This is a genomic window from Psychrobacter sp. CX21 (genome assembly GCF_057396255.1).
Genome location: NZ_JBXYJG010000017.1, coordinates 45,731 through 60,657, shown reverse-complemented (window position 1 = coordinate 60,657; position 14,927 = coordinate 45,731). Strand labels below are relative to the sequence as shown.

Below are 14,927 nucleotides of genomic sequence, written 5' to 3'. Positions count from 1 at the left end.
GAGCCCATCCTGAATTCTGTGTAACTGCAATTTAGATTAAATGCTTACTAACACGCTCATCGAACATAATCATAAATCGATTAAGAGCAGACGTCCAGTTACGGATGGGCATCGACCACTTTTTAGACGCCTGCTGAGTCGCTAGATAAACAACCTTTAACGCCGCTTGATCAGATGGGAATATCTTACGCTTATTCACAGCGGTACGAATCACGCTATTTAATGACTCGATAGCATTGGTCGTATAAATGGCTTTTCTAATGTCTTTCGGGTAATCAAAGAACACGGTTAAGCCCTCCCAATTATTGCGCCAAGAGGTAACCACATGCGGGTATTTATCGCCCCAGATCTCATTAAACTGCTCAAGGCTAGCCTCTGCCAGCTCAAGCGTATCAGCACCATAAACCGCCTTTAAACCAGCCGCTACTTTTTTTCTATCTTTCCATGGTACAAACTTCATAGAGTAACGTACCATATGCACAATACATAGCTGAACCTGTGTGTTTGGATATACCGTATTAATTGCCTCGCTAAAGCCTTTTAAACCATCCACACAGGCAATAAGAATATCTTGAACCCCACGGTTTTGTAGTTCAGTGAGAATACCTAGCCAGAACTTAGCGCCTTCATTCTCCGATAGCCACATACCCAGTAGCTCCTTTTTGCCCTCAAGATTGACGCCTAAGGCCAGATAGATGGCTTTATTAATGATTTGCTTGTCTTGACGTACTTTAACGACAATGCAGTCTAAATATACGATAGGATATAAGCTACTTAGTGGACGATTCTGCCATGCTGTGATGTCATCTATGATGTTGTCAGTAACCCTTGATACGAGACTGGTTGAGATATCAACGTCATAGATATCTTTGATACTCTCAACAATCTCAGTGGTTGTCTGGCCTTTGGCGTAAAACATGATGATTTTATCATCGAGCCCAGTGATACGAGTTTGATGCTTTGCAACCAATACAGGATCAAAGCTTCCTTCACGGTCTCTGGGTGTAGATACTTCAATCTCACCTGTGTCACTGCGCACTGTCTTTTTGGTGTGACCGTTGCGCTTGTTTGGGGTATCCGCCTTTTCATGCTTAGGATAGCCTAGATGCTCTTCCATCTCGGCTTCTAATGCAGTGTCAATAAATGACTGCATGAGCTCTTTTTGAAATGCTTTGATGTCTTCAAAGCTGCCAACGTGTTTGGCCATTTGTTCGGCTAGTTTTTTTAGTTCTGTTTGTTTTGTCATTGCTTATTCTCCTTTACTATGGATTATAAGCAGTTACACAAAGTTTGGGAAAGTCTCAAAAAACCAAGCTAAAATATGATTTAGCTTGGATTATTATACATTAAAATAGCTATGCTATTTCCACTTAGTTATCTAAGATAAAGACAGTCAATACGGCTATTTTGCCTATAGTAATATTATTAATATAGTAACTAGCCACCTTTTATCACATACAACATATATCGAGCCTTAATATAGACACTAGTACGCACAAATCTCTATAGAGCTTCTGGAATCATTACCATAGACCTTAATGTAATGCTCTCCTCTTCTTTGTGTGCGATATGAGGTAGCATAATCTGCTGGGCCGTTATCATAATGTGAATGATTGCCTACCAATCGACCAGAGGGTCCCTCAACATAGGCAACGTTCACTTGGTCATTACCCTCATTTAGTATGACTAACTCTTGATTAGCATTTAAATACAATTTAAATTTCTTTCCATTTTTCATATTACTGCTATAGCTTCCGCAGTAATTATCACTGGAAAATTGAACGTTTGTAACAGACTCTGTAGCACTCGCGTTAACTGATGCAAACGTAGCCCCTAGTCCTAACATACTTATCATTAATAAATTTTTCATCATTCATCCTTAATGTTTTAATTGATGTTCTAAACTCTTTGGGTTGATGGGTTGAGCGTTGGTTTTATATTATGGCAAAATATTTCGCGATAAAATAAGTGTAGACCGTATTTTTGTATATATAAAGAATAGTTGATGAAAATAGCATGGATATTAAGACGACTAAAATGTATCCTCAAACATATCTGCATCGTACCCACATAATATAATATCTTGATGCTCATCTGAGCCTTCAACTATAGGGCGTTTAATCATACTGGTATTTTCAACCAACAATTTAATGGCTTTATTAACATCTGAATCGGCGGCAGCTTTTTGATCGTCAGTCAGTTTACGCCACGTTGTGCCCCGCTTGTTTAGAACTTTATCTATACCCAGTTCATCAACCCAACGTTGCACGCTATCCCTGTCTATACCTTGTTTCTTGTAGTCATGAAAGTCGTAAGCGACGCCCATGTCATCCAGTTTAGTAAATGCTTTTTTCATGGTGCCACAGGCTTTGATGCCGTAGATTGTGATGGTCATAATTTATACCTATTAAAACGCAAGTACTTAAAGTACTTTATTAAACTTAGTCGTTATGATGAAAGCTCTAATCCAGCTGTAGTATGAATGGCTTATGAATTCAATACGCCGATTGTTTAAAATAATGGTGAATCAGATAGCTATCTAGTTGGCTCTTTAAAGCATAGTCATAGTTCAATAACTTTTTGAAGTCCTAATTAACCAATTCTATACAGCCCATATTAATTTGACACTTACTAAGGCATTACAACTTATTGAAACAATACTTTAATCTCTGCTTTCTTGATTTATACTTTTATTGTCATCTAGTGAATGCAGAGCTAATCTATGACGACAGTATTCAGGTAGATAGCTTTCTTTTGGATAGGCTTGATCATAAAATTGAATGAAGCACTATAGTTCTTTTTATAGAACTCTGCATTTCCTTCGCATTCTAAGAGCGCAACATCTGGTAGATTTGAATTTCTTAGCAACTCATATCACTTTTGTGTATTATTATTTTTGAACACATTAGTTATCTCATTTACTGAATTTTTAATAATACTTTTTATCATAAATCTTCACTCAATATTCTTAGATAGTTTATTGAAATCTTAAAATATACTATAAGGAACTGTAATATCGTTCAAACGTTGTAGTCATATTCTAAATAGACAAGTAAAGATATATATAATGAATAAAATTTATTATCATGAGAAATTATATTTATCTTACTCTTTATAGACATAAGAATATTGAATTATTCATTAACTCTTTCAACTTAATGATACTGACACTATAAGAATCAAACTAAACTTATTGATTCCACAAATGATAAAATCATTATCAGATTATATAAACTAAGTAATTTACCAATTTTATAAAATCATCTTTACCTTAGATGATTAGGCCCAATAATTATGTTAAATATTAACACTAATAAGAGCTTTATCTCTAAAACTTTAATCACAAGCTTATTATGTTCTATTGGATTATTAACTAATATTCATGCGCAAGCTGAAGAGACTGCCAGCAAGGTTGATAATACATTTGAACGAATAGACACCAACGCTGGTCCAAACACTGGGTTGAATAAAAATAATAAAGATAGTAACCATTCAAGGGATTCCGATATCGTTACAGACCTAGCGAAACTTATCGTTAGATTCTGGGATCCTCCCTTATATAGTGAAGGGTCTAAAGTATCTGTAACTATTGACGTTAGTAATAAAGGAGACGTATTAAGTGTTATAGCACATACAAGTGATGAGGCTCTAAAACGTTCAGTTGAAGAAGCTATCTATAAATCAAGCCCTTTAACACCACTTGATGGTACTAATATTAGAAAAATCGAACTCAATTTTGTGGTTCAGTAAACAATAAAATCATTCTTAGAATAACAGTGATTTTCACATACTGTATACTTTACGGTTTTATATTTATTTTCAACCAACGTAAACCCAAAGCTCACTATAAAACACACTTAACCGAGCGGGCTTTTTAGCCTCGATTGTAGCGGTAGCTTAGTGGATTGGGTGGCTAACAGCGCCTTGCACAAGGGGAGTCGCTCGAATGATGGAACACCATTGTGTTTAGGCGCTGTGCCACCCAAACCGCTAACTACAAGCGTAAAGCGAGAAATAGCTGCCTATTGTAAAGCTACTTATTATAAAGCGACATATTATAGATAGTCACTATATGACAGAGCAATAACAGACAAGTTGGATAACACCGCTATTGCTGAATATATCAGATGCCCCCCATCGCAATTTATGCCAATTTACGCTATCCTATCTTATCTAAATTTTATCCTGATTTATTAAGCGTTTATTCGTGACGCTTACAGCATTTTTTAAAGAAACCATTTAATATAGAGCCGACTATGAGTAACACTGTAACACCTGAACAACTTGATTCAGCGTCCAACCCCAACCATTACCATCCGCAGCAAATCGAAGCCGAACAACAAGCCAAATGGGCTGCTGACAAGCGCTTTGAGGTGAGTAATGACGTTAGCGAAGATGCCAATACCCGTTATATGCTATCTATGTTCCCCTACCCTAGCGGCAAACTGCACATGGGACATGTTCGGAACTATACCATCTCAGATGTACTCAGTCGGTATTATCGCTTAAAAGGTGATGAAGTATTACAGCCTATGGGCTGGGATGCGTTTGGCATGCCTGCAGAAAACGCGGCCATCGCCAATCAAGTGGCACCTGCTAAATGGACCTTTAACAATATAGACAACATGCGAGGTCAGCTCAAAACGCTTGGGTTGTCTATCGATTGGTCGCGTGAATTTGCAACCTGTACGCCAGAATATTATCGCTGGGAGCAGTGGTTCTTTTTACAGTTATATAAAAAAGGCTTGGTATACAAAAAGCTTGCCACGGTAAACTGGGACCCAGTTGACAATACCGTACTTGCTAACGAACAAGTTATAGATGGCAAAGGATGGCGAAGTGGCGCACCTGTTGAGAAACGCGATATTCCAATGTATTACTTCAAAATCACAGACTACGCTGATGAGCTTTTAGATGATTTAGATAAGCTTGAAGGTCAGTGGCCAAGTGACGTAATCACCATGCAGCGCAATTGGATTGGGCGTAGCCAAGGTATGGAAGTTCACTTTCCTTACAATAATAGAGATGATGACAGTACGCTTAATGTATTCACTACCCGTCCTGACACCTTGATGGGTGTGACTTATGTTGCGGTCGCAGCTGAGCACCGTTTGGCAAAACTTGCGGCAGAAAAAGATCCAAAAATTGCTGAATTCTGTGAACAATGCAAAAAAGGCTCTGTTGCTGAAGCCGATTTAGCCAAAGCTGAAAAAGTAGGTATGGATACTGGTCTAACCGTGACGCACCCCTTAACAGGGAAAGAGATTCCTGTTTGGGTTGCCAACTATGTGCTGATGAGTTATGGCTCTGGAGCTGTGATGGCAGTACCTGCTCATGATGAGCGTGATTATGAGTTCGCAACCAAATACAATTTACCTATCAAAACTGTTATTCAAACCCCATCTGACCATGAGGGCGCGTATATCGAACGTGGTCAATTGGTCAACTCTGGTGAATTTGATGGCTTAGACTTTGATGGCTCATTTGAAGCCATGCTTGCAAAGCTTGAGCCACAAAATCTTGCAAGTCGTAAAATCCAATATCGTTTGCGAGACTGGGGGGTATCACGTCAGCGCTACTGGGGCTGCCCTATTCCAATGATTAACTGTGAGTACTGCGGTAATGTGCCTGTAGAAGAGTCAGATTTGCCCATTGAATTACCGACTGATGTTGTACCTGATGGCCGTGGTAACCCACTCAAAAACATGCCTGAATTTGTGAACACAACGTGTCCTAGATGCGGTGGTCCTGCCGAGCGCGAAACTGATACGTTTGATACCTTTATGGAATCGAGCTGGTACTACGCCCGTTTTGCCAGCCCGAATGACGACACGCAAATGGTTGATAAGTCTGCCGCTGATAAATGGCTGCCTGTCGACCAATATGTGGGCGGGGTTGAGCATGCGGTGATGCACCTGCTGTATGCCCGTTTTTATCATAAGCTGATGCGTGATGAGGGCTTGGTATCAGGTGATGAGCCATTCAAAAATCTATTAACTCAAGGTATGGTACTGGCAGGTACGCTATATCGAGACAATGATGATGGCAGTAAGACTTACTACTTTGCAGATGATGTCGACATCAGTGTAGATGAGCGTGGACAGCCTGTTAACGCTACCTTAAAATCAGATGGTAAGCCTGTTACCATTGGCAAAATCGAGAAGATGTCAAAATCAAAAAATAATGGTGTTGATCCTCAAACTACCATTGATGAATATGGTGCGGATACCGTGCGATTATATACCTTATTTGCAGCTCCAGCTGATCAAACCCTCGAATGGTCAGATGACTCATTAAAAGGCCCTTACAACTTTTTGAAAAAAGTATGGCGTTCGGCTCAAGATCACATGAATGCGTTATCTGATAATGAGCTGACGGTTGCTGAATTGCCAAAAGTGAGTGAAATAGATAAAGCACAGTTAAATAGTAATGCCAAAAACTTACGCCGTAAGACACATGAAGTCATTGCCAAAATTGATAATGATCTTGGTGACCGTTTGTCCTTGAATACGCCTGTTTCAAGCTTGATGGAGCTTGCTAATGAGCTCAGTTCATTTATCTCAAAGAATAAGCAAGTTAATGCCGAAGCAATGGCGGTACAACATGAAGCATTGATAGCGCTACTCATCATCTTATCGGTCTATGCACCTCATATTTCAGAACATATTCTTGAAAAGCTGGGCGTTGATACTCAAGCTCTGACTTACCCTAGTTTAGATGAATCTGCCTTGGTACAAGATACCATCACCATGGTGATTCAAGTTAACGGTAAGGTACGCGGGAAGATGGAGGTGGCTCCAGACAGTGATGCTGAATATCTTAAGGCACAAGCCAAAGCGGTTGAAAGCGTTGCTAAATACTTAACTGGCGATATAAAAAAAGAGATTGTCGTACCGAACAAACTCGTTAATATTGTTGTGGTGAGTTAAAAATGTCTAACTTATCCTCACACATTCAAAATAGAGCTGCTAAGCTTAAAAGCTTAGCGGCGTATGGCTTGATAGGGGCGCTACTCGTCTCTCCATTATTATATAGCGGCTGCGGCTTTCATCTACGAGGTTATGACTCTCAGATGAGCTATGCAGTTGGTAATACTGTCTTAAAAATTGGGAATGATGCCAATAGTTTGGGCTTAAAGCTTCCTTTACAAGCGCGATTACACTCTGTAGGTATTGATGTTATTGATGACATTAACCTTGAGATTAATAACAGCGATAACCTTTACACGGGGTCTATTGAAGTAAACAACTTGAGTTTTAAACGCTACGAGCTGGTTGGGGTTTTAACCGAAATCAGATTAGTACTATCGGCTGATGTGGTTTATAGAACTTTAATGAACACGGAAGGCGACCAAAGCAAAACTGGCAAACCAGTTATCATTAAAAATAACATACAGGTAGAGCGCAGTTATCAATTTGACGAAGCCTCCGTTAGTATAGATGACAAACAAGGTGAGCAAATTCAGTATTGGCTGTACGAGAGCATGGCACAGCGTATCGTTGATCAGTATGTGGCGTTGAGCTTACCGAGGGTTGCGCCAAAAGCTGTACCAAACACTGACTCGTCGAGCGTTTTAAGTCAAGACCCCGACTCTTCGTCTGGTAATATAAATGACAAAGGGTTTATAGAATCCACTCCACCTAGCCCATAATAGGCCATACTTGTCCACCTATACGTACACAATAATCTATGAAAGGTTCATTTTTAGACGTCTATACCAAATTAAAACAAGGCAAGCCTGCTGATGTTAATGTCTCAGGTCTTTGGCTAGCACATGGCGATGAGCCGCTTTTACATCAGTGGTTAGCTGATGCGATGCGCCCCATTTGGCGCAGTCAAAACTTATCTATTCAGCGTATTGAGCTGGTATCGGCTAAGACGTGGCAAGATGTATTGACTGAATTGAATAGTTTGTCGCTGTTTGATGATGCTACCGCCGTTATTGTCACAGGCAATCACAAACCTGACAAACACATTCAAAGTGAGCTTGAATCTTTTGCCATTGAAGCAAATTCAGGTACCAATCAAAACTGTGTATTATGGTTAACCGCTAAAGTCGACAATCGTTCTCAAAGTAGCAAATGGTTTGCGCCGTTTGCTAAGTATGGCAATATCATTGATTGTAATCTTTACAATGAAAATCAGCGTCAACTAATCTTGTCAGTACATGCGCATCTTTTAGGGTTAAACTTAACGCCAGACGCTTGGCAATTTTTAATGGTACAAACAGAACACCATCTGCTCAGTGCTTATCAAGCTTTGTGGCGTCTGTCCTATTTGTTTGCGCCTCAAATAGCGGCGCAAATAGAGCAGTCTGGAGCAATGACAGACGCTACCCCATCTGACCAATCTATCAACTCAAATTCAAATGGCGCAAATACTTCACAGCCCGATATTCAAGCTATCAAACCTGTCACCGTTGATGTTGATGCACTACAGAATGCGCTTGTCAGTGGTGGTCAGTACACTGTCTTTGATTTGTCAGATGCTATGTTATCCGGTAATGCCTCGCAGGTTGTACGCATTATAGAACAGCTTAAAAGTACAGAAGAACCTACCCCATTGGTATTATGGGCGGTCAGTAAAGACATGCGTCTTATTATGCAGCTGTTAAGTGGTGAAAATCCAAGAGAGCTAGGTATATGGAGTAGCAAACAGTCTGTATATCAAGCCGCCTGCCGTCGTCAAAACCCTCAAAGTATTTCCGATTGGCCAGACTTATTATATCAATGTGATAAAGCAGTAAAAGGCGTCATTCGCCAGCCTGCCTGGGAGCTACTATTGCAAGCTGCTTTAAGAGTTAGTGGATATAAGTTGTTTCACTAAAGCGTTAATAACATACAATACCAAATAATTATTCCGAGTAACTCTTTTCTTAATTCAATTAGTACCTTTTCCTATAGCACCTTTCCTACAGTTTAACTTTCAAACATTATTAATTAAATTTTTGTCCTATCCTATTGCTTTTAATAAATTAATTTTGGTAACTTTTCTTAAACTTTATGTCCTAATCTTTGTGCCACAATAAGGTATTATAGTTTAAGAAGTCTAAAATGGTGACAAGGCAACCGAGTGCAACTACTGTTCACGTAGGCTTAACGATGTTAACCCCGTAACCTTTTAGTTGTTTGCTTACTATATTAATTCAAAAATAGGTTTTGGACGGTAGTATGGTACTAAATTCAAATCGTATAAACCGCAATGCTCTCATAAAATGGGGCCTTATAGGGCTGGTTATCCTTGCTCTGGCGCTATTTTTATATAACAAGTTTAAGCCCAAAGAAGAAACTCCAAACTATATCACTGCCACTGCAAATATTGGCGATATTGAAAGTAACGTGATGGCGTCGGGTAAAATTAAAGCCTTAAACACGGTTGATGTTGGCGCACAGGTTTCAGGAGAAATAACTAAGTTATATGTTGATGTGGGTGATGAGGTTACAAAAGGGGATTTAATTGCCCAGATTGACCAAGTGGCTCAAAAAAATAATCTTTCAAATCAGCAAGCTACTTTAGAGCAAGGCCAAGCTGCGCTACAAAGTGCCAAAGCCAGCTATATAAGTCGTCAAGCCGATTTACAAAGTGCTCAAGCGGATCTTGCCAGTCGTCAAGCCAATCTTAAACAAGCCATATCCGACTATGATAGGTTGCGCCCGTTATTAGCGATCAATGCTATTAGCGAGCAACAAGTTGATACCGCAAGAACGACTGTTGAAACTGCGCAAGCAAGTGTAGATAGTGCCAAAGCCGCTATCAAAACCGCGCAAGCAGCTTTAATAACCGCCCAATCTGATATTGTAAGCAGTGAAGCTGACATTCGTAAAGCACAAACCAATTTAGACACTGCTACGACCGATTTGGGATATACCACTATTCGTGCACCTATGGATGGCACCGTGGTCGCTGTTGAAGCAGAACAAGGCGCAACGGTCAACGCCAACCAAACTGCCCCCACTATTGTCACTTTAGCTGACTTATCTACCGTACGTATCAATGCGCAAATCTCTGAAGCTGATGTTATTAATGTTAAAGCTGGTATGCCAGTTTACTTTAACACCATAGGTGATGCCGATAAAAAATATGATGCGGTATTAACTGCTATCGAACCGGCCCCGGAAGAAATCAGTAGCACCAGCTCTACCGATTCTGCAATTTATTATATTGGTTATATCGAAGTACCCAATCCTGATCGTAGTTTTCGTATTGATATGACCGCGCAAGTGTACATTGTGATAGATAAAGCCAGTGACGCCTTATTAGTGCCTTCTGCTGCTATTAAAACAGGATTACCGCCTCGAACTCCGAGAGAAACTGCTAACGCTGATGGAGATAAGCCCACAGCTAATCCAGCCGATGCGCCTACTGATAAAAGCGCTGATAAAAGTGCTGACAAAAGTGATGATAACCTTGACGCAGAACAAATTGGTGCCAAACCTAATGCTAATAGTCATTACGTCCGTGTATTACATGATGATGGCAGTGTTGAAAACAGAGTGGTTGAAGTGGGTATCGATAACCGAGTCAATGCGCAAATATTAAGCGGTGTTGAACAAGCAGAGACCGTAATTATCGGTGAAGGTAGTGGTCAAAAAGGATCTACGAGTAAAACACCGCGTGGGCCACCGCGTATATAAACAACCACATAAATAACGCTTGCTATAACCGATTTTATTGAAGATTTGATATGATTAATATTGACCAACCTCTAGCGAGTACAGCGGAACCGGCTAATTCCCCTGTTGAAGTGTCTAATCATAGCACCCCAGGCAGTGGCAATAGTGAGAGCACCGCTAAAGGCAATCCTATCATGCAGCTTACCAATATCACTCGGGACTTTCCTGCCGGTGAGCAGACCATTCGAGTATTACACGGCATTGACCTTACTATTAATCAAGGTGAGATGGTCGCTATTATTGGACAATCAGGCTCTGGTAAATCGACCTTGATGAACATTTTAGGTTGCTTAGATAAAGCGTCTAGTGGTGACTATCTTATTTTTGGTAAATCGGTTAACCAACTTGATGCTGATGAGTTAGCCAAACTGCGCCGTGAGCATTTTGGCTTTATCTTCCAGCGCTATCACTTATTGGGTGATATTGACGCACAAGACAATGTGGCTGTGCCCGCCGTTTATGCAGGCATGGATACCAAACTTAGATCAGAGCGTGCTGAACAATTATTAACCGATCTAGGTTTGAGCGATAAAACCCAAAATCGACCCAACCAATTGTCAGGTGGTCAGCAGCAGCGTGTGTCTGTTGCTCGGGCGCTTATGAATGGCGGTGATGTTATCCTTGCCGATGAGCCAACGGGTGCCTTAGATAGTAAATCGGGGCAAGATGTCTTACAGATTTTAAAAAATTTAAACGCGCAAGGTCATACCATCATTATGGTGACCCACGATCCCAGTATTGCCGAAAAAGCAGAACGCGTTATTGAATTAAAAGATGGCCGTGTCATCGCCGATTATCGCAATGAGCAATTAAGTCGTTTAGCGCAAAACACGAATGTCGACAGCCCTTCTAGCATCTTACATAAAAAGCAAAAAAGTCGTATTGGCTCATTTATAGATAGGTTGTCAGAAGCATTTAGAATGTCTGTACTAGCAATGCGTGCCCATAAAATGCGCACTATATTAACGATGCTAGGTATCATTATCGGTATCGCCTCTGTCGTCTCTGTCGTAGGTTTAGGTCAAGGCTCTCAGCAAAAAATCCTATCCAACATTAGCTCTTTAGGTACCAATACCATTACCGTGTTGGGTGGCTACCCCTATGGTGACCCCAGACGTCAATATTACGATGACAATCTCACTCCTGAAGATGCACAAGCGGTCGCCAATCAACCTTATGTCGCTAGTGTAAGTCCTCAATTAGATACCAGCTCAAGCGTACGCTATAGAAATATAGAATCTTCAGCAAGTATCAGCGGTGTTGGTGAGGATTATTTAGAAGTTACAGGCGAAACTTTGGCGATAGGTCAATCTTTTGAGAGTGATAGCATTTCATCACGAACTCAAGATTTGATTATAGATAATAATGCAAAAAGCACGTTTTTTGCAGACGTTGAAAATCCTATTGGCGAAGTATTACTTATCGGCAATGTACCTGGAAGAGTCATCGGTGTATTAGAAGAAAATGACTCAAGCTTTAGGCGCTCTACTGATACGCCAACTATTTATATGCCCTATACCACGATGATGTCTCGTATGATTGGCGGCAATACGATTGAGCAGTTTGTAGTGTTGATAAATAGTGATGTGTCGACCAGTGTGGCTGAAACCGCCATTTCAGAACTCATCGAAAGCCGGCATGGCACTGATGACTTTAGAACCCGAAATTCTGATTCAATTCGCCAAACGATTGAGTCAACCACAACTACCATGACGCTATTGATATCGTCTATCGCTATTATCTCACTAGTAGTGGGTGGTATCGGGGTTATGAATATTATGTTGGTATCCGTAACTGAACGTACCAATGAGATTGGCGTACGCATGGCGGTAGGTGCGCGTCAAAGCGATATTATGCAGCAGTTTTTAATTGAAGCGATATTGGTGTGTATACTTGGGGGTGGATTAGGCGTTTTATTGGCATTTGCCATTGGTGAAGGTATCAATAGTATTGGCTCTGATAGCTTTAGCGTTATTTACTCCCCTACCTCAATTATTGCTGCCTTTGTATGCTCGACATTGATTGGGGTTATTTTTGGGTTTATCCCTGCTCGTAATGCAGCAAAACTGAATCCTGTTGAAGCGCTCTCAAGAGATTAAGTCTAATGTCGATTCCATTTATTGACTAAAATATGTCACTTTTTGATGATCGCTAACAGCGCTGATTGCTAATAAAAAAAATAAATTTAGACTTGCATTCTTAGTTATGATGCGTATAATGTGCTCTCACGTTAAAGAGGTACAGCAACTTCTTTAGCGTATTTTTAAACTGTTTGATAGTTAAGTTTAAGGTTAGAAACTAACAAAAAATTGTTTAGTTTTACCTTGCAGTAATATGCAAACCTAGCTTGGATATCGAGTTTTTTGAAAATTCTATTTAAAGAATTTTCATTGCACTCGGGATGAAACAAGTTTTGTAGTAACCTCTTTAGAAAATCCCCTTTAAGGAATTTTCTCTTGCGAGACTAAAATCGTATACGATTTTTTAACGTCTCTCAGGGCCGATAGCTCAGTTGGTAGAGCAGTTGACTTTTAATCAATTGGTCCCGCGTTCGAGTCGCGGTCGGCCCACCATTTTTGTTAAATTTTTAGGAAAGTTTTTATTTAAAATTTTCTCTTGCAGTAACCTGCAAACCTAGTTTGGATATCGAGTTTTTTGGAAATTCTATTTAAAGAATCTTCCTTGCGCTCGGGATGAAACAAGTTTTGTAGTAACCTCTTTAGAAAATCCCCTTTAAGGAATTTTCTCTTGCGAGACTAAAATCGTATACGATTTTTTAACGTCTCTCAGGGCCGATAGCTCAGTTGGTAGAGCAGTTGACTTTTAATCAATTGGTCCCGCGTTCGAGTCGCGGTCGGCCCACCATATTCAGTAATTTAGTAAAACCCCGATCAAACGTAGTGTTTATCGGGGTTTTTCTTTGTGTGCTAACTATTAGTTTGTACTCATTAATCTTATATGCCGCTACTTAAAATCATACCGCGTACTCGTACTTAATATAATAAAAGTTCTAAATTCTTACTCACATCGTTCAAATATTCATCTGTTTATAATATTTTAAACTCCGATAAACTACCTCTAATCTGACCTCTAAAGGGTTATCTTTAAATTCAAACCCTATAAATCCCCATATTGTATGATTTACTATACTCACTCTTATCTAAAGCCAGCTTTAGTGTTAAAGTATAACTAACGGTATGAATGTATTTATTTAAGTATATTGCGTTTTTATATAGATGTAACTACCTATGAGTCTTTTAAACAGACAACAGTTGGTATTAAAAGTTGAAAAATAAAGTTCGTTAAAATAAAGTCCGTTAGTGTTTTAAATCATATGTATGGGTATGTATATAATGACTTTGAGCATAAACATGTCCGTATCACCCTTTCATTTATTTTAATCATATAAGGTACTAGTTATGCTAAAAAATAACACGTCAATAATGATATTAACGTGCTCTTTGTTGATGACGGGATTAACAGCATGTGATGCAGATGAGCCTTTACCACCTGAATCTCCAGAAGCTCAAGGAATTACAGGGCAAGGCATTGTCACATCACCAGATGCGTCAACAATTGCTGAAAATACCGATGAGTCTAGTAGAGATGCAGATTATCAGAACATTGTAAGACATGGTATGGAAACCCAAACTAAGCTAGCTTGTGGTGATATCAATGAAGCTGAATATAAAGAAAGAGAACAAAGAGGCTTAAATGATAGTGAATTTACTTCACTAGAAGAATACGATTATCTACAGGCCTTTTCAGAAGGTGTCAGTGTGATTAATACACGTTATGAACAAGACCCTCAGATGAAACAACAGGATTGTGCTCATATAGCTAATGCTACGGCTTCATCTAATGCGGTATCTGGCGAACCTAATGATAATAATCAGGTCATTGAAAGTAGTGAAACGAATAACGATCTGACTCATGATGCAGAAGCCAATCATGACATGACAAACTAAAACCAAGGTTAATCGTTAATATATCTTTAAGCAAACATAACACCGTTATTTCAAACTATTATCTATTAGAAGATTAGTGGCTGTACAAAATTGATTAATTAGGACTGCTGATAGCTACCAATTAATCAAAGCTGTGTTCCAAACTAGGCACACACCGAAGTTAATGTCCGAAGCGTATTGAACCTTAGCTAGGTTTGTAACAACGTCTAGGGCGATTTTAGCGACAGCATAACTCGAGCACAGCTCTCGCCTTGCGAACGTGAGCGAGGATATAGCAAAGCATTGC

General features: G+C 39.7%; 10 protein-coding genes and 2 tRNA genes. 9 read left to right on the top strand and 3 right to left on the bottom strand.

Translation table 11 applies throughout. The annotated features are described in order from the left end of the window. Positions 1–31 precede the first annotated feature (31 nt). From AC2SLP_RS10050 to AC2SLP_RS10040, 3 genes are all read right to left on the bottom strand, one after another. Positions 32–1,246 (bottom strand): IS256 family transposase, encoded by a 1,215-nt coding sequence (locus AC2SLP_RS10050; RefSeq protein WP_486535535.1) that lies wholly within the window; start codon positions 1,244–1,246, stop codon positions 32–34. A 240-nt stretch (positions 1,247–1,486) separates the two neighbouring features. Further along, positions 1,487–1,738 (bottom strand): hypothetical protein, encoded by a 252-nt coding sequence (locus AC2SLP_RS10045; protein ID WP_486536535.1) that lies wholly within the window; start codon positions 1,736–1,738, stop codon positions 1,487–1,489. 294 nt (positions 1,739–2,032) lie between these two features. Continuing rightward, a complete protein-coding gene (locus AC2SLP_RS10040; protein ID WP_486536534.1) occupies positions 2,033–2,395 on the bottom strand; it encodes an arsenate reductase in 363 nt (120 codons plus the stop codon). Positions 2,396–3,294: 899 nt separating this feature from the next. Here AC2SLP_RS10040 and AC2SLP_RS10035 point away from each other — a divergent pair. The 9 genes from AC2SLP_RS10035 (at position 3,295) to AC2SLP_RS09995 (ending at position 14,641) form a co-directional block, all read left to right on the top strand. Then, complete coding sequence (locus tag AC2SLP_RS10035) at positions 3,295–3,750, top strand: TonB C-terminal domain-containing protein (protein WP_486536533.1); 456 nt, start codon at positions 3,295–3,297, stop codon at positions 3,748–3,750. Between the two features lie 506 nt (positions 3,751–4,256). Continuing rightward, on the top strand, positions 4,257–6,929 hold the full coding sequence (leuS, locus tag AC2SLP_RS10030) for a leucine--tRNA ligase (RefSeq protein WP_486536532.1): 2,673 nt from the start codon (positions 4,257–4,259) through the stop codon (positions 6,927–6,929). A 2-nt stretch (positions 6,930–6,931) separates the two neighbouring features. Further along, positions 6,932–7,651, top strand: coding sequence for an LPS-assembly lipoprotein LptE (locus AC2SLP_RS10025; protein WP_486536531.1), 720 nt, complete (start codon positions 6,932–6,934; stop codon positions 7,649–7,651). A gap of 38 nt (positions 7,652–7,689) precedes the next feature. Continuing rightward, positions 7,690–8,826 carry a DNA polymerase III subunit delta gene (locus tag AC2SLP_RS10020; RefSeq protein ID WP_486536530.1) on the top strand — a complete coding sequence of 379 codons (1,137 nt, stop codon included), beginning with the start codon at positions 7,690–7,692 and terminating at the stop codon, positions 8,824–8,826. Between the two features lie 344 nt (positions 8,827–9,170). Beyond that, complete coding sequence (locus tag AC2SLP_RS10015; RefSeq protein WP_486536529.1) at positions 9,171–10,634, top strand: permuted SH3 domain-containing protein; 1,464 nt, start codon at positions 9,171–9,173, stop codon at positions 10,632–10,634. Positions 10,635–10,807: 173 nt separating this feature from the next. After that, positions 10,808–12,772 (top strand): MacB family efflux pump subunit, encoded by a 1,965-nt coding sequence (locus tag AC2SLP_RS10010; protein WP_486536537.1) that lies wholly within the window; start codon positions 10,808–10,810, stop codon positions 12,770–12,772. 398 nt (positions 12,773–13,170) lie between these two features. Next, positions 13,171–13,246 (top strand) — tRNA-Lys (locus tag AC2SLP_RS10005). A gap of 216 nt (positions 13,247–13,462) precedes the next feature. Next, positions 13,463–13,538: transfer RNA gene (locus AC2SLP_RS10000), tRNA-Lys, on the top strand. A 554-nt stretch (positions 13,539–14,092) separates the two neighbouring features. Then, positions 14,093–14,641: a hypothetical protein gene (locus AC2SLP_RS09995; RefSeq protein WP_486536528.1), complete on the top strand. Its 549-nt coding sequence runs from the start codon at positions 14,093–14,095 to the stop codon at positions 14,639–14,641. The last annotated feature ends 286 nt before the right edge of the window (positions 14,642–14,927 follow it).